Annotated in this window: 12 protein-coding genes and 1 pseudogene; 8 read left to right on the forward strand and 5 right to left on the reverse strand. The window is 62.1% G+C overall.

What is annotated here, in order from left to right:
* The first annotated feature begins 200 nt into the window (after positions 1–200).
* The 6 genes and pseudogenes from NKH71_RS09645 to NKH71_RS09670 all read left to right on the forward strand — a co-directional run bounded on the left by NKH71_RS09645 (position 201) and on the right by NKH71_RS09670 (position 7,667).
* Positions 201–1,463, forward strand: coding sequence for an N-acetylmuramoyl-L-alanine amidase (locus tag NKH71_RS09645; protein ID WP_023717484.1), 1,263 nt, complete (start codon positions 201–203; stop codon positions 1,461–1,463).
* Between the two features lie 214 nt (positions 1,464–1,677).
* Positions 1,678–4,134 (forward strand): penicillin-binding protein 1A, encoded by a 2,457-nt coding sequence (locus NKH71_RS09650; RefSeq protein WP_023717485.1) that lies wholly within the window; start codon positions 1,678–1,680, stop codon positions 4,132–4,134.
* Between the two features lie 150 nt (positions 4,135–4,284).
* Positions 4,285–5,416 (forward strand): peptide chain release factor 2 gene (gene prfB, locus NKH71_RS09655; RefSeq protein ID WP_156948021.1). Its coding sequence is split into 2 segments (ribosomal slippage): positions 4,285–4,350 and positions 4,352–5,416, totalling 1,131 coding nucleotides; the frame shifts between segments, so codons are not numbered across the junction.
* 473 nt (positions 5,417–5,889) lie between these two features.
* Entirely contained in the window at positions 5,890–6,276 is a 387-nt protein-coding gene (locus NKH71_RS09660) for a hypothetical protein (RefSeq protein ID WP_023717488.1), read from the forward strand.
* A gap of 200 nt (positions 6,277–6,476) precedes the next feature.
* Positions 6,477–6,842: pseudogene (locus NKH71_RS09665) on the forward strand (GFA family protein); the annotation flags it as partial.
* 177 nt (positions 6,843–7,019) lie between these two features.
* Positions 7,020–7,667 (forward strand): YiaD family glycine zipper/OmpA-like lipoprotein, encoded by a 648-nt coding sequence (locus tag NKH71_RS09670; protein WP_352894825.1) that lies wholly within the window; start codon positions 7,020–7,022, stop codon positions 7,665–7,667.
* A gap of 90 nt (positions 7,668–7,757) precedes the next feature.
* On the opposite strand, the gene NKH71_RS09675 is transcribed toward NKH71_RS09670, so the two are convergent.
* Together NKH71_RS09675 and NKH71_RS09680 are read right to left on the reverse strand one after the other, a co-directional pair.
* Complete coding sequence (locus NKH71_RS09675) at positions 7,758–8,030, reverse strand: DUF2798 domain-containing protein (protein ID WP_023717491.1); 273 nt, start codon at positions 8,028–8,030, stop codon at positions 7,758–7,760.
* A gap of 48 nt (positions 8,031–8,078) precedes the next feature.
* The gene (locus NKH71_RS09680; RefSeq protein ID WP_023717492.1) at positions 8,079–8,963 is read right to left on the reverse strand and encodes an NmrA family NAD(P)-binding protein; all 885 of its coding nucleotides are present in this window, start codon (positions 8,961–8,963) and stop codon (positions 8,079–8,081) included.
* Positions 8,964–9,044: 81 nt separating this feature from the next.
* On the opposite strand from NKH71_RS09680, the gene NKH71_RS09685 reads away from it, so the two are divergent.
* Both NKH71_RS09685 and NKH71_RS09690 read left to right on the forward strand, forming a co-directional pair.
* On the forward strand, positions 9,045–9,977 hold the full coding sequence (locus NKH71_RS09685) for a LysR family transcriptional regulator (protein ID WP_245278529.1): 933 nt from the start codon (positions 9,045–9,047) through the stop codon (positions 9,975–9,977).
* A gap of 444 nt (positions 9,978–10,421) precedes the next feature.
* Positions 10,422–12,434 carry a BTAD domain-containing putative transcriptional regulator gene (locus NKH71_RS09690; RefSeq protein WP_352484564.1) on the forward strand — a complete coding sequence of 671 codons (2,013 nt, stop codon included), beginning with the start codon at positions 10,422–10,424 and terminating at the stop codon, positions 12,432–12,434.
* Positions 12,435–12,514: 80 nt separating this feature from the next.
* On the opposite strand, the gene NKH71_RS09695 is transcribed toward NKH71_RS09690, so the two are convergent.
* From NKH71_RS09695 to NKH71_RS09705, 3 genes are all read right to left on the reverse strand, one after another.
* Positions 12,515–14,110, reverse strand: coding sequence for a DEAD/DEAH box helicase (locus NKH71_RS09695; RefSeq protein WP_031193535.1), 1,596 nt, complete (start codon positions 14,108–14,110; stop codon positions 12,515–12,517).
* Positions 14,111–14,300: 190 nt separating this feature from the next.
* Positions 14,301–15,074 (reverse strand): NAD kinase, encoded by a 774-nt coding sequence (locus tag NKH71_RS09700; protein ID WP_352484566.1) that lies wholly within the window; start codon positions 15,072–15,074, stop codon positions 14,301–14,303.
* Between the two features lie 448 nt (positions 15,075–15,522).
* On the reverse strand, positions 15,523–16,281 hold the full coding sequence (locus tag NKH71_RS09705; RefSeq protein WP_023717497.1) for an MBL fold metallo-hydrolase: 759 nt from the start codon (positions 16,279–16,281) through the stop codon (positions 15,523–15,525).

Genomic DNA, 16,281 nt, shown 5'->3' on the forward strand with positions numbered 1-16,281 from the left:
GCAACCCCGATTCCCGACGCCGGCAAAAAGCCGTTCCGCAACGGAAGCCCAGGTTCCAAGCCTTCCATGAAAAGGCTTGGTTAACCTTCTCTGGATACCAATCGTTAATCGAGTTCGCGGCCTGCCGGAACTTTGACAAGCAATAGGGCACTTTGACGAACGATCGGGCATGACGCCAAACAGGAGCGACTGGTAGAAAGATGGGACTGGCAGGCTTCGCAGACAAGGGCCGTCATCATGGAGGCTGGTTGTTCCGCACCGCCTGCCTGCTGCCGCTGATCCTGGCTTGCCTAGTCTTTCCGCCACTTTCGCGTGCTGCCGACGTACCGATCGGCGCCACAAGCTACAAGATGGCCGGCGATGCCACCAAGATGCGCATCGTCATCAATTTCGACCGCGATCCCGACATCAAATGGTTCCTGCTGCGCGGCCCCAATCGTCTGGTCATCGATCTGCCGGCCACGAGATTCGCCCTAAATGCCAAGGATGTGAAGCCGCGCGGCCTTGTCCGCGCCGTGCGTTACGGCGGACTCGGCGAGGGAAAATCGCGGCTGATTCTCACCGGCAAGGGACCGTTTGCCGTCGACAATCTCGACGTGCTGAAGAACGATGATGGCAGTGGCTACCGCATCGCCATCGACATGTCGGCGGCGTCGCAGCGGGAATTCGATGCAGCGCTCGCCAATCAGGCGCTGACCACCGGCTCGACAGTCTCTGCCGACAAGGCCGGCAGGGTCGGTACCGGGCCGGTCTCCAATCCGGGCCATCGTTTCACCGTCGTCGTCGATCCCGGCCACGGCGGCATCGACGGTGGTGCCGAGGGCCTGAACGGCACTGTCGAGAAGAACGTGACGCTCGCCTTTGCCATGGAACTGCGCGACAAGCTCACCGCCAGCGGCAAATATGACGTGTTCCTGACGCGCGAAACGGACGAGTTCCTGCGGCTCGACGATCGCGTGCGCATTGCTCGCCAGCATGAGGCCGACCTGCTCATCTCGATCCATGCCGACACGATCAGCCTCAAGGGCATTCGCGGCGCAACCGTCTACACCGTGTCCGACAAGGCTTCCGATCCCGAGGCACAGGCGCTTGCCGACCGTGAAAATCTTTCCGACCAGTTCGCCGGCATGGAGATCAAGGACGACAGCAAGGAAGTGACCGATATCCTGATCGACCTGATCCGCCGCGAGACGCATAATTTTTCGATGAGCTTCGCGCACACTCTTGTCGGCCAGCTTTCCACCAGCGTCGGCCTGATCAACAACCCGCAGCGTTCTGCCGGCTTCAAGGTGCTGAAGGCGCCGGACGTTCCGTCCGTGCTGGTCGAACTCGGCTATCTGTCGAACGCCAAGGACGAAGCGCAGTTGCTCAGCGCCGATTGGCGCAACAAGGCGACCCAAAGCATAACCAACGCCGTTGCACTGTTTGCTTCGGCCAAGAGCGGAACGGGGGCCGGAGGCTGAAATGCCCGCCGGCGCCCACAACCTGAGGCAGCGTTGCACGGCGACAACACCCTGTGCTTTTATTTCCGGCATTCGAAACCGAAATTCCACGCTGCCGTATTTTGCCCACATGGTCGCGACATGGCTTTTGCGATTACGGGTTGGGATCGTCCCGAAAGCTTGCGTGAAGGGCGGCTTCGTTTAGGAAATTCCCGAACCAAGGACTGGAGCGGGTATGATTCGTCTCATTGGCTATTTCTTCGGCATCGGCACGACGCTGGCCCTTTTGGTCGCGGCGGGCGTGGCGATCTATATCGGCCATTTGTCGAAGGACCTGCCCGATTACGAGGTGCTGGCCAAATACGAGCCGCCGGTGACGACCCGCATCCACGCGTCGGATGGCGCGCTGATGGCCGAATATGCGCGTGAGCGGCGGCTTTATCTGCCGATTCAGGCGATCCCGGATCGAGTCAAGGCGGCCTTCCTGTCGGCCGAGGACAAGAACTTTTACAATCATCCCGGCATCGACGTGACCGGCCTTGGCCGCGCCATTGTCGTCAACCTGCAGAATCTTGGCTCGGGCAAGCGCCAGGTCGGCGCCTCGACCATCACCCAGCAGGTGGCGAAGAACTTCCTGTTGTCTTCAGACCAGACCTACGAGCGCAAGATCAAGGAGATGATCCTCGCCTTCCGCATCGAGCAGGCCTATTCCAAGGATCGCATTCTCGAGCTCTATCTCAACGAGATTTTCTTCGGTTTCGGTGCCTATGGCGTCGCCGGTGCTGCGCTCACCTATTTCGACAAATCGGTGAACGAACTCACTGTGGCCGAGGCTGCCTATCTTGCCTCTCTGCCGAAGGGGCCGAACAACTACCATCCCTTCAAGCATGCCGATCGCGCCTTGGAGCGCCGCAACTGGGTCATCGACCAGATGGTCGAGAACGGTTACGTCACCCATGAAGAAGGCGAGAAGGCCAAGGCCGAGCCGCTCGGCGTCACGCCGCGCCGCACCGGCAACTATCTCTTCGCCGGGGAATATTTCACCGAGGAAGTGCGTCGCCAGATCATCGCGCGCTACGGCGAGAATGCGCTCTACGAGGGCGGCCTTTCCGTCCGTACCACGCTCGATCCGAAGATGCAGTTGATTGCCCGCAAGGCCATGCAGAACGGTCTCATGAAGTTCGATACGCTGCGCGGCTACCGCGGGCCGGTCACGAGCATCGATGTTTCCGGCGACTGGGGCGTGCCGCTGGGCAACGTCAAGCGACTGGAGGACGTGCCGGAATGGTCGCTTGCCGTCGTGCTCGATAGCTCGGCCACCGGCCTGTCCATCGGCCTGCAGCCGACGCGCCAGATCTCCGGCGAAATCGTCAAGGACCGCCTCGAAGGCACGGTCAGCAAGGAAGACATGAGCTTCGCCATGCGCCACGTGGTCGACGGCAAAACCGTCAAGGCGAAGTCGCCGGCCGACGTGCTGAAGCCGGGCGACGTGATTTTCGTGCAGAGGAACGACGGCTCGGACAACAGCTACAGCTTGCGCCAGGTTCCCGAAGTGGAAGGCGGCCTGATCGCCATGGATCCGCATACCGGACGCGTCCTGGCCATGGTCGGCGGTTTCTCCTATGCGCAGTCGGAGTTCAACCGGGCGACGCAGGCCATGCGCCAGCCGGGGTCGTCGTTCAAGCCGATCGTTTATTCGGCCGCCCTCGACAATGGCTATACGCCCGCCTCTGTGATCATGGACGGGCCGATCACCATCCAGAGCGGCAACACGACCTGGACGCCCAAGAATTACGACGGAACGGTGGCCGGTCCGGCGACCTTGCGCTCCGGCATCGAGAAATCGCGCAATCTGATGACGGTGCGGCTTGCCAACGACATGGGCATGAAACTGGTCGTGGAGTATGCCGAGCGTTTCGGCGTCTACGACCATCTCGCGCCGTATCTGCCGATGGCGCTGGGTTCCGGCGAGACGACGGTGATGCGCATGGTATCGGCCTATTCGATCATGGCCAATGGCGGCAAGTCGATCAAGCCGTCGCTGATCGACCGCATCCAGGACCGCTACGGCAAGACCGTCTTTAGGCAGGACGAACGCGGCTGCTCAAACTGCAACGCCGCAGAATGGCAGAACCAGCCAGAGCCGGAGTTGGTCGACAATTCCGAGCAGGTGCTCGATCCGATGACCGCCTACCAGATCACATCGATGATGGAGGGCGTCGTTCAACGCGGTACCGGCGCCACCATCAACGAACTCGGCCGTCACATCGCCGGCAAGACCGGAACGACCAACGACGAAAAGGATGCCTGGTTCATCGGCTATACGCCGAACCTCGTTGTCGGCCTTTATATGGGCTACGATCAGCCGAAAGGTCTTGGCAAGGGCGCGACCGGCGGCGGCCTTGCCGCGCCGATCTTCAAGGATTTCATGCGCGTAGCGCTGGACGGCACGCCCAATGTCGACTTCAAGGTTCCCGAAGGCATGAAGCTGATTGCGATCAATCGCAAGACCGGCATGCGGGCCAACGAGGGTGACGCCGGAACCATCATCGAAGCCTTCAAGCCGGGTACCGGTCCCGCCGACAGCTATTGGGTGATCGGCATGGGTGCGGACGGCTCCAACGCCACCGGCGGGGCGCTGTCGCCGCAGGCCAACCAGGCTATCCAGTCGGGCGGCGGCGGGCTCTACTGACAATCGTTACATCCGGTCGGGCCGGCTTGACGATCATGGTCGAGCCGGCCCATCCCGCTTTACAGGGGCCGGTGCTTTACAGGGGACATTGCCGTCCCTATGTATCGCGCCACCAAACCGCCATTCAGCAACAGGACAGAACAGCCAGCCATGCGCGCGGAAACGCAAAATATTGTCGACGAGATCAGGCAGGCGATCACCCTGCTGAGGAGGCATCTTTGACTGGGACCAGGCCATAAAGCGGCTTGAGTACCTGAATGTCCGCGCCGAGGATTCGAGCCTCTGGAACGAGCCGTTGGAAGCGCAAAAGCTGATGCGCGAGCGTCAGGGCCTCGAGGAAGGCATTGCCGCGGTCAAAGGCCTCACCCAGGCTCTGGAAGACAATATCGGCCTGATCGAGCTTGGCGAGGAAGAGGGCGACGAGGGCGTCGTCGCGGAGGCCGAGGCGGCGATCCGCTCGATGCGCGGCGAGGCCAAGGCGCGCCAGATCGAAACGCTGCTGTCGGGCGAGGCGGACGCCAACGATAGCTATCTGGAAGTCCATGCCGGCGCCGGCGGCACCGAAAGCCAGGACTGGGCCTCGATGCTTCTGCGCATGTATACGCGCTGGGCCGAGCGCCGCCGCTTCAAGGTCGAGGTGCTGGAAGTGCATGACGGCGAAGAGGCCGGCATCAAGTCAGCCACGCTGCTGATCAAGGGCCACAACGCCTATGGCTGGCTGAAGACGGAATCCGGCGTGCATCGTCTCGTGCGTATTTCGCCCTACGACAGCAATGCGCGCCGCCACACCTCGTTCGCCAGCGTCTGGGTCTATCCCGTCATCGACGATACGATCGACATCGACGTTTCCGAATCCGACGTCCGCATCGATACGTATCGTTCCTCGGGATCAGGCGGCCAGCACGTCAACACAACCGATTCGGCGGTCCGCATCACCCATCTCGCCACTGGCATCGCGGTTGCCTGCCAGGCGGAGCGCTCCCAGCACAAGAACAAGGCCAAGGCATGGGAAATGCTGCGCTCGCGGCTTTACGAGGAAGAGCTGAAGAAACGCGAAGCGGTGGCGAACGCCACCGAAGCGTCGAAGAGCGATATTGGCTGGGGCCACCAGATACGGTCCTACGTGCTGCAGCCCTATCAGCTGGTGAAAGATCTGCGCACCGGCGTCGAGAGCACCAGCCCGTCGAGCGTGCTCGACGGCGACCTCGACGATTTCATGGAGGCCTCGCTGTCGCAGCGCATCGAGGGTGGCGCCGGAGAAACGGTGGCCGACATCGACTGAAGGCGGGCACCAACCCGGCAATTTCAATCCATCACGCGAGAGTTACGGCCACGGCGCGAGAGTGACGAGTTCTCAGCTTGAACTTACCTGTCGTTCTACAACTTTGTTTTTCATCAGAATTTCCAAAATCGATTTCCGCTTTTGACGCGAATGCTTCGAGCCTGCCGGTGCCGAGCCCGGAACCACTGCGAGCCGAATTCCGTTATTGGCAACCCTCGCTGCCGGGGGTGATCGTACCAGTCTCGTCAACCCGGCCGGCAGGCTGGTTCCGGCCGCAGAGGTCGGCGTTCGGTTTGCGACAGCAATTCCTTGCGCCGACCAAGGAATCAGCCCAGCATCCAAGCGCTGGGGAGGAAAAAAGCATTTATGGCCGGGCGCGGCGTATCTGCGACCTGACGATCCGGCCACTGGGAAGACACGTTCCGGGAACGGGCAAGCGAGATGCTTGACAACCGTTGATAGGAACTGCGCCCATGCCTGCTCTTACAACCAGACCGGCCCATGCCGTTCACACGGCGCGCCGATTTCTGAATTCCCTTGTCGCGGCAGTGGTTTTGATAGCTGCCGCGATGCCATTCGCGGCGCCTGCTCTGGCGCATGATGCCAAGCCGACCGCGGCGATGCCGCAAGGCTGGAGCTATCCGTTCTCCTGCTGCTCGGGCTATGACTGCCGCGAGGTTGCGCCGATATCTATCGGCGAGCGCCCCGAAGGCTATGTCATCAAGGGGACAGGCGAAGTCGTGGCCTATAGCGACAAGCGCATCAAGAATTCGCCCGACGGCGCATATCACTGGTGCTCGGTCGCCGGCGCCAATGACGGAAAGACCATCTGTCTGTTCGTGCCGCCATCGTCCTATTGATGCATGTCGCCCCCAAAAGCTTGCCCTTGGGCTTGACCCGAGGGTGTGCAGGGTTTTTGGGATCGACACGCCCTCGATTGGGTTACAACACTTTTGAAACTGCGCATTGCAGACGACAGATCTGCTGACGGAGAGTTGTCAGGAGCGTTTCTTTATGGTGCCTTGCCGTAGGGGCGGCGGGCATTGTGAGGGACTAATCCATGACCATCAAGGCAAGCTGCCACTGCAAGGCGACGACGTTCGAGGTTTCGCAAGCGCCGCAGACGGTGACGCGATGCACCTGTTCCTTCTGTTCGAAACGCGGGTCGTTGTGGGCCTATTACACGCCATCGCAATTCAGACTTACCAGCCCGCCCGAGAATGTTTCGTTCTACCGATGGGGATCGAAAACCATAAAACACGGTTTTTGCGCCACCTGCGGCTGCGGCACCTTCACCGAAACGCCGGACTGGTCGACGGGCGAGCCGAATTTCGACAATCCGAAGATCAGCGTGAATTCGCGGCTGTTCGACTATTTCGATCTCGACAAGGTCGAAGTGGTGGTCATCGACGGCAAGAACCTCTGGCAGACGGTCGAATTGCGGTGGTCGCGCGAGCCGCTGGCAGCCGGGTGGAATGAGCCGGGGAAAGCCGCCGCAGCGGCTTTTGCTGGTCCGCTTTTCGCCGCATTTCATGTTACAAGTCGCTGGAAGGGCTGATGCGGTGCGCCATTGCGCGGCCGTGGTATGGAGAGGGACCACCATATGAAAAAGACTGTGCTCGCCGTCGTGGCGACGGCTGTGCTCGTGAGCGCATGCACCACCGATCCCTACACCGGGGAGCAGAAGGTTTCCAACACCGCTGCCGGCGCCGGTCTGGGAGCGTTGGCTGGTGCCGGGCTCGGCATGCTTGCCGGCGGCAACGACCGCCGCAACGCGCTGATCGGCGCCGGGATCGGTGCGCTTGCCGGCGGCGCCATCGGCGCCACCATGGACCAGAACGAGGCCGAACTGCGCCGGCAGCTTGAGGGCACCGGCGTCAGCGTCACCCGCACCGGCGACCAGATCATCCTCAACATGCCGTCCGACATCACTTTCAACGTCGACCAGGATGCGGTGAAGGCTGGGTTCTATCCGGTGCTGAATTCGGTTGCCCTTGTGCTGAAAAAGTTCCGGCAGACCACCGTCGACGTGTTCGGCCACACCGACTCGACCGGCGGCGACGAGCACAATTTCGACCTGTCGCAGCGCCGCGCCCTGGCGGTCGCCAACTATCTGTCCGGGCAGGGCGTCGATTCCCGCCGCTTCGCCGTCACCGGCTTCGGCAAGACGCGTCCGATCGCCTCCAACGCGACCGCTGCCGGCCGGGCTCAGAACCGCCGCGTCGAGATCCAGCTGTCGCCGCTCACCTGAGGCAAGCGCATGAACCGAGAGCGGCTCCGTACGGGGCCGCTCTAATGGTTATGCCGGACCGCCGGCCGCCGGCGCGCTGCGTTTGTGATATCAGGACCGGGCCGGCTGATCGACAATCGCGGCAACGATCCGGCGCACGATCGGAAGCACAATCAGCAGGCTGGGAAACGCAACAAGCCATGAAGCGCCCCATGCATAGCTCCAGGCCGCAATAAACCCGTCCGTCCAGCCTGCGCCGATTGCCGTCGAAACCGCCGAGACAATCGAGGACATCAGAATCGAAAGAACCAACGGCATCACCACCGCGCCGTAGGAGGGCGGCAGCTTTCTCAATTTGAAGGCTCGGTCCGGTGATGCTTGCATCGAAATCTCCTAATCAGAAAGTGTGCGTAAGCGTTATTGTGAGGACGATCAGGCGGCATGTGCCACCGGCAGCGCCAATTCCCGAATGAAGCTTCGCAGCGAACGCGGCTCGCGGCCAAGCGCGGCGCGCAACGCCAGGCTGTTCCCGCCGAGGCCGTATTTGGCGTAGTGGCTGTGTACTTTGGCCAGCATCTGCAACTGCCGGTCGGTATAGGGAAGGCGGGCTTTCGCCGCCCAGTCCTGAAATGTCGGCTCGCCTGCTGAAACCGGCCGGCCAAGCGCCTCGCTCATCATGGCAACGACCTCTTCGCGGCTGTGCATACCGTCGGCGCACAGCTCGAGGGTCGCATAGGACAAACGCGTTTCGGTCAGTGCGATCGCTGCCACTTCAGCCACGTCGCGATAGTCGACGCGGGCCAGCTTCGCCGTCTTTGGAAACGGCTCGGCGAAAACGCCATGCTCGACGATGGACGGCCAGGCCGCCGCGATATTTTGCATGAAATTGGCCGGGTGCAGAATGGTGTATTCCATGTTCGTCGAATAGAGGGCGGCTTCGACCGGTACCTTGCTTGCGTGGTTCTCCAGCCTCGTGTTGGTGGGCTGGATCACCGATGAGAAGACGAATTTCCGAACGCCTGCACGCGCCGCTGCCTCAACCATGGCAACCCCCATGGCGGCTTCGTCGGGAGCAAAGGCCGGTCCGATGTGGAAGACACCGTCGACACCTTCGACGGCCTGTTCAACGCTTTGATGGTTGCGCAGATCCCCGATCGCGATCTCGGTTGCGCCGGCTTTCCGGGCTTTTTCGGCAGCCGCGGCGTCACGAACAAGCGCTCTAACCCTGGCATTGCGGCGGGCGAGTTCAGGCACCACCAAACCGGCAACGCGGCCTGCGGCGCCTACGACCAGGACGGTTGGACTGGGTGTTCGCATGACGATCTCCTTCCCTCGAGTCTGCCTTTCGGCCTGTGCAGGGAAGATAAAATCTAGCGAACTGCGTTACAATTGATCGATGTGGCGATAGTTTATCCCGATTTTCGGGAGAAATACGCGATGAGCCGGATAGATGATTTCGAAGCCTTCATTGCCATTGTCGAGCATGGCAGCCTGACGGCTGCCGCACGCCGGCTGAACCGCTCACTGCAGTCGGTCAGTCGGTCTTTGGCGACATTGGAGGAATCCATCGGGGTCGAGCTTCTGCACAGGACGACGCGCCGCTCGACGCCGAGCGAAGCCGGTGCGGCCTTTTTCCAACGCATCAAGCCCGCCATCGGGGAAATAAACGAAGCCAGGCTTCAGGCGGCCAACCGACGATCCGAGCCGTCCGGCATCCTGCGTGTGAGTGCCCCGGTTCTGTTCGGCCCGGATTTCCTGATGCCGGTCATCGCCGACTATATGCGGACATATCCCCAGGTTGAGGTTGACCTCCAGCTTTCCGATGAATTTGTCGATCTGGATGCCGTGGGTCTCGATCTGGCGGTCCGGATCGGCGATTTGCCGGATTCCAGTCTACGGGCGAAGCGGCTGGGGGCGCTGCGGCGCGTCGTGTTCGGCGCACCTGCCTACTTTCGACAACACGGCCGACCGGCCCATCCGCTTGAATTGCGTGAGCATGAATGCATCGTACGAACCGTTGACGGCCGCCCGGGCGAATGGATGTTTCAGATTGAAGGCAAGCCCCGGCCGGTGAAGGTCGCGGGCACCTTCCGGTCGAATTTGATGATATCGATCTATGCAGCCGCGGTTCACGGCTTGGGTTTGGGCTACTCCCCGCTTTGGCAGGTAAAACACCTGGTGGACGATGGCCGCCTGGAACTGGTTCTGACCGAATTCGAGCCGGTGCCGGTGCCGATACACGCCGTATGGCCGGAAGGCAGGTCGTCCTCGGCCAAAGTACGCGCTTTTCTGGACCTGTTGGCATCTCGCCTGGAGCTCAGGAACCTTTAGGGCCCAAACCAAACTGAGCGCCGATCTTACCTCATCGATATCAAGTTCGTGATCAGAACTGCCTTGACGGCGTCGGGTGCTGGTTGATGGACCTCCAAATGACCGATGTCGTTCAGCTGATCGATCGTCAAATCTGCCAGTGCCCTGCGTCTTGCGGCGGTCCGCCGCCATCTCGTGAATGCAGCGATCATCATTGCTGCGCTTTTCAAGCCAGACCCAAGCAAGCGTTTGGACATGCCGCGGGCGGCGCGAGTTTCCGTGTGAGCCATTGTTTTGGTCTCCCATTTCGAGTTTGCGGATGGGAGCGTGCCACGCAGGTGTTTTCGGGCTGTTCGGCTGTGTGTGAACAATTGGGAGGAGTCCGACGATCCGCCGTTAAATCGGTGTTAAATCGATCCACCGAGATGCTATTCTGTCGCTGCGGTCGAAGTCTGGAGACGATTTGTGCGCATCCGGTTGCTTGGTGGCCTGGAGGTTACTTCCCCGGAGCGCCGGCCCGTCCGGTTCGCCACACGCAAGACTTCGCTTCTTTTTGCTGCTCTGGTTCTCGCAGGCCGCCGCGGCCATCGTCGCGAGCAGCTTTCCGAAGCCTTTTGGCCGGGGCGAAGCAATGGTCAGGCCCGCAATAGTTTGCGTCAGGCGCTGGTCGACATCCGGCGCACGTTCCCCGCCAGCTCGGATGCAACCGTCTACATCGATGGGGATCAGGAAACCGTCGCGCTTATTGCCGGTCCGGATGAGGCGGACATCTCGATCTTCGACCGGAAGCTGGAGGAGGGCCGGACCACTGATCTCGCCTTCGCCGCCGATCTGTACCGCGGTGAGCTGCTTGCCGGGCAAGCCATTCCTGACGAACTGGACGAGTGGTTCAGACCTTATCTGAGCAAGTATCAGCGCAAAGCGCTGCAGTTGGTCGATCGGCTGAGCCTGGCGCTGCCCGCACCCGGCTCAGCGGAAGAGACGGCCTGCGAAGGGCTCGCGGAGAGATTGCTCGCCCCGGATCCGACGGCGGAGGCGGCCCATCGGGCGCTGATCCGCATCCACGCTCATCGAGGTCACGAAAACGCCGCCTTACGCCAGTTCGAGCTGTGTCGGGCAGCTTTGAAAAAACATCTGGATGCAGAGCCTGAGGAGCAGACAAGCTCGCTGGCGGCTTCTCTGCAGTCCCGTGAACGACCTGAACGTCCGCGGCCGGAGCCAAGCTCCGGCGTCGCATCACTGGCGCAGGTTCTGGCGGCCCCGACGAGGCGCGACGACCACCCATCGGTAGCGGTGCTGCCGTTTCAGAATCTAAGCGGTGATATGGAGCAGGAATATTTTGCCGACGGTATGGTGGAAGACATTGTCACGGCCTTGGCTCACTTTCGTCACCTGTTCGTAGTCGCACGGAATTCGAGCTTCACCTACAGGGGACGGTCCGTAGACATAGAGCAGGTCGGGCGTGAGCTGGGCGTGCGCTATGTGGTCGAGGGAAGTGTTCGCCGGGCTGGCGACCGCCTGCGCATCGCCGGGCAGCTCATCGACACCTCGACAGGGGCCTATCTCTGGGCCGACCGTTTTGACGGAGCGCTCGCCGAAGTCTTCGATCTGCAGGACCAGGTCGCCTCGAGCATTGTCGGCGCAATCACACCGAAAATGGAGGAGGCTGAGATCGAGCGTGCCAAACGCAAACCGACTGAAAGCCTCGACGCCTATGACTACTATCTCCGCGGGCTGGCGGCCTTTGACCGGACGATCACTAGTAGGTCGGCCATTGACGATGCCTTGCGCCTCTTCATGAAGGCGATCGACGGTGACCCGGAGTTTGCCGCAGCCTATGCGCGGGCGGCGCGGTGCTACGCTACCCGAAAAAGCAACGGCTGGATGGTCGACCGCGCGAAAGAGAATGCCGAGGCTACTCGACTGGCCAGGAGAGCGGTCGAACTCGGAAGGGACGATGCGATTGCGCTTTCCTTCGGTGGATACGTGCTCGGCTACGTAGGTGGCGACCTTGACGACAGTGCGGCTTGCATCGATCGCGCGCTCGTTCTCAACCCGAATCTAGCGGCCGCGTGGGGCCTAAGCAGCTGGGTCAGGGCTTGCTTTGGCGAGCCAGGCAAGGCCGTCGAGCACGCCGCGCTTGCCATGCGCCTAAGCCCATTGGATCCACGCCTGTTCGCTTGGCAATTCAACACCGGGCTCGCTCATTTTTGTGCCGGCCACTACGATGACGCCGCCACTTGGGCGGGAAAGTCGCTGCGGTACCAACCGAACTACGTGAGCGCGATGCGTGTAGTGGCGGCGAGTCATGCCCTTGCGGGGCGCCTGTCGGAAGCGCAGCAGATGATGGCCCGGGTCTGCGAGCTCGATCCCTCGCTGCGGCTTTCGAATCTTGCCGAGGTGCTGCCGCCGTTTTATCGACCGGACGATCGCAGCAGGTACATCGAAGGCCTTCGCAAGGCGGGCCTGCCGGACTAACGCCATCTCAGCGTGAGGCGAGGCCGTCTTATGCCGGCTTCGTGCTTCGCGCGTCGGCGGGACGCGCGAGCGCTGTGGTATCAGACCTTGGCGACGATCCGCATGAAGGCCGGCATGTCGTCGCCGAAGCCCACGGTCGCGTCATTGTCTTCCTGGCGCTGACGGGCAGGGCGCTCGCGCTGTGGCCTGGTATCGCCGCGTTCCGGCGCGCGCCGCTCGCTGCGATCGGGCGAAGCCTTCCGTTCAGGTGAAGCTTGGCGCTCGCTGTTTTCCGAGCGGATCGCCTCTTTGCGGGTACGCCGCTCGCCGATGTCGGCGACCGCGGCTTCGGCCACGACCGGCTGTTCCTCGCTCACCGCTTCCGGCGCCGTTTCCTCGCCACGTTTGGCGTGGCGTTCACGCGGCTTGCGCTCGCCCCTGTCCTTGGCGTCGTCCTTGCGCCCGGCGCGGCGTGGCGCACCACGGCCACGGCGGGGGGCCTCATCCTCGCCGCCTTCGCTGACGACGACCGTCGACAGGTCGCCGTCATGCCACTCGATCTTGGTGCCGATCAGCCGTTCGATGGCGTCGATGTATTTGGTGTCCGATTTGGTCGCGATGGTGAAGGATTTGCCGGAGCGTCCGGCGCGGCCGGTACGGCCGATGCGGTGGACATAATCCTCGGCGTGGATCGGCACGTCGTAGTTGAAGACATGGCTGACGTCGGGAATGTCGAGGCCGCGCGCCGCGACGTCCGAAGCAACGAGATAGCGCAGCTTGCCGTCACGGAAATTGGCCAGCATCTGCATGCGCGCGCGCTGGTCCATGTCGCCGTGCAGGGCGCCGGCGTCGAAATCATATTTCAGCAGCGAGCGGAACAGCTCCGACACCTCGACCTTGCGGTTGCAGAAGATGATGGCGTTCTTCAGCTCGGCATCCTCGGCCTTCATCAGATTGCGCAGCGTCTCGCGCTTGTCCCAAGGCTTTGGCCCGGATTTCACCAGCCGCTGGATGATGTTGGTGGCGGCCGATGCAGCCTTCGACACTTCGACGCGCACCGGCGCGTGCAGGAACTTCTCGGTGAGCTTGGTGATCTCCGGCGGCATCGTCGCTGAGAAGAACAGCGTCTGCCTGGTGAACGGGATCATCTCGCAGATGCGCTCGATGTCGGGGATGAAGCCCATGTCGAGCATGCGGTCGGCCTCGTCGATGACGAGGATCTCGACGCCATTGAGCAGGAGCTTGCCGCGCTCGCGATGGTCGAGCAGGCGGCCGGGAGTCGCGATCAGCACGTCGGCGCCGCGCTCGAGCTTCTTGTCCTGCTCGTCGAAGGACACGCCGCCGATCAGCAGCGCGATGTTGAGCTTGTGGTTCTTGCCGTATTTGACGAAGTTTTCCTCGACCTGCGCGGCTAGCTCGCGCGTCGGCTCGAGGATCAGCGTACGCGGCATGCGGGCGCGGGCGCGGCCCTTTTCCAGCCGGGTGAGCATCGGCAGGACGAAGGACGCCGTCTTGCCGGTGCCGGTCTGGGCAATGCCCAGCACGTCCTTGCCGAGCAAGGCGTGCGGGATAGCACCAGCCTGGATCGGCGTCGGCTCGGTGTAGCCGGCATCGGTAACTGCGGAAAGGACCTTCGGCGACAGGCCGAGGTCTGCGAAGGTCAACGCTTCTTGAGCGATCTGGGTGTCTGAGGACAAGTTTGGCTGTCTTTGGCTGGTTCGGGGGCGCAACATAGGCAGTCGCGGCAAGCGCCGCGCGCCTGCAAGATTGGTATTGCAGGTAGGCGCAAGCCTACGATTTGTCAACACAAACGGGCGGCATTGGCGCGATTGTGAAGTCGTAACCTTAATCGCGATGCTTAATTTGCGCAGTGGCTGCTGCGCCGGCTCAGTAGCGGAACTGTTCGGCGAGAATGCGCTCGTTCCACGAATGGTTGGGATCGAACAGCAGCGTCGCCGTCGCCGTCGGCGATTCCCTCACCGTGACCGTCGTCACCGCCTTGACCTCGGTGTGGTCGGCGGCGGCATTCACCGGCCGCTTTTCCGGCTCCAGAATGTCGAAACGCACGATCGCCTTGTTGGACAGCAGCGCGCCGCGCCTGCGGCGCGGACGAAACGGGCTGACCGGGGTCAGTGCCAGCAGCGGAGCGTCGAGCGGCAGGATCGGCCCGTGCGCCGACAGATTATACGCGGTCGAGCCGGCCGGCGTCGCAATCATCACGCCGTCGCAGTGCAATTCCTCCAGCCGCTCTTGCCCATCCACGGTGATGCGGATCTTGGCCGTCTGGTAGGATTGGCGCCAAAGCGCGACCTCGTTGATCGCCAGCGCCGAAATCGTCTCACCCTCCGCCGTCACCGCCTGCATCTCCAGCGGACGGATCGTTTCGGCGACCGCAGCCGCGATGCGCCCGGTCAAGCCGCTGGCGCGGTATTCGTTCATCAGGAAACCGATGGTGCCACGGTTCATGCCGTAGACCCTCTTTCCCGTGCTCATCGTCTCGCGCAGGGTCTGTAGCAGAAAGCCGTCGCCACCGAGCGCCACGACGATTCCGGCATCCTCGACGGATGCCTGGCCGTAGCGTGCCGAAAGGCTTTCCAGCGCTGCATTGGCGTCGGCTGTACCGGATGAGACGAAGGCGAAACGGCTGGCGGTTTTGCTCATGGCTCTCAACGACAACCGATTGGCAACGACCGATTGGTGGCGACCGGTTGCGGGGTCGCGCCAGCGCCGGGTTAGCATGGGCGGGCATTTCTGCAAAGGGAGGGAGGTGTCTTGAGATGGCGGCCAAACAGGCGCGCTCGCGCATCATGTCGGGGGACAAAATGATGTGATGGTTAAGACCTGCCTTAAACTCTCGTAAAGCCGGATCGATCATGTTAGCCGGCAGTGGATGGGCGGCGTGGGGCTAACCAGTCGAGGCCGATCTATTGCCGCTGGCACGCTTGATTATCGTCTTCCTGATGCTGGCAAGTTTTGCCCTGGCTTTCGCGGAACTGGTGCGTCAGTCGGAGGAAAAGAGTTTTAGACCCGAGCCCACGGCCTCACGCTGCGGCGACGCGGCGGGCACACCCTGCCCGCAAAGGGCGCTTTGACGCTACAACGCTAGTCCCTATCGGGCGAGCAGATGGCAGCCGGCCTGGCGCTTCTGCGCGAGATACTCGTCGACAAGCTGGCGATAGCGGATTTTGCCGAAGCTCGGGAAATGGCCGCCATGCACGACCGAGACATCGAGATCGCGCATGCGCAGCAGCGTTTCGACATAGTCGTCGATATCGGAGTGATAGACATCGTCGATCAGCGGGCCGTCATAGATGATGTCGCCGGAAAACAGGATGCCCGTCCTGTTTTCGTAGAGCGCAATGCCGCCGGGTGAATGGCCGGGCGTATGGATGACCTCGAAGGTACGGTCGCCAAGATCGACGATGTCGCCTTGTTCGAGCAACCGGCCGGCTGGTGCGGGTAGGATCCGGTAGCGATTCGTGTCCCAGCCTTGCGGCATGCCGTCGAACATCTCCTCGGTGGCATAGCGGTCGGCAACCGTCCATTCGTTGCGCGGGTCGGCGAGGATCTCGGCCTCGGCCGGGTGCACGCAGCGGTCGGGAAATTCGTGATGGCAGCCGATATGGTCGAAATGCGTGTGGCTGGCCACGCAGGTGAGCTTGCGTTCCGTGACCAGCGGTACGTGGCGGCGCAGGCTGAAATGGCCGAGGCCCGTGTCGAACAGCAGGTCGCGGTCGCGGCCCCGCACATGCCAGATGTTGCAGCGGAAGAACGGCTTGATCCACGGCTCGTGGATCAGCGTCACGCCATCGCCCATGCGGATGCTTTCGTACCAGTGGCCGGCGTCGATGATTGGAAGCGTGCTCAT

Source organism: Mesorhizobium sp. M0983 (assembly GCF_040318975.1).
Classification (GTDB): Bacteria; Pseudomonadota; Alphaproteobacteria; order Rhizobiales; family Rhizobiaceae; genus Mesorhizobium.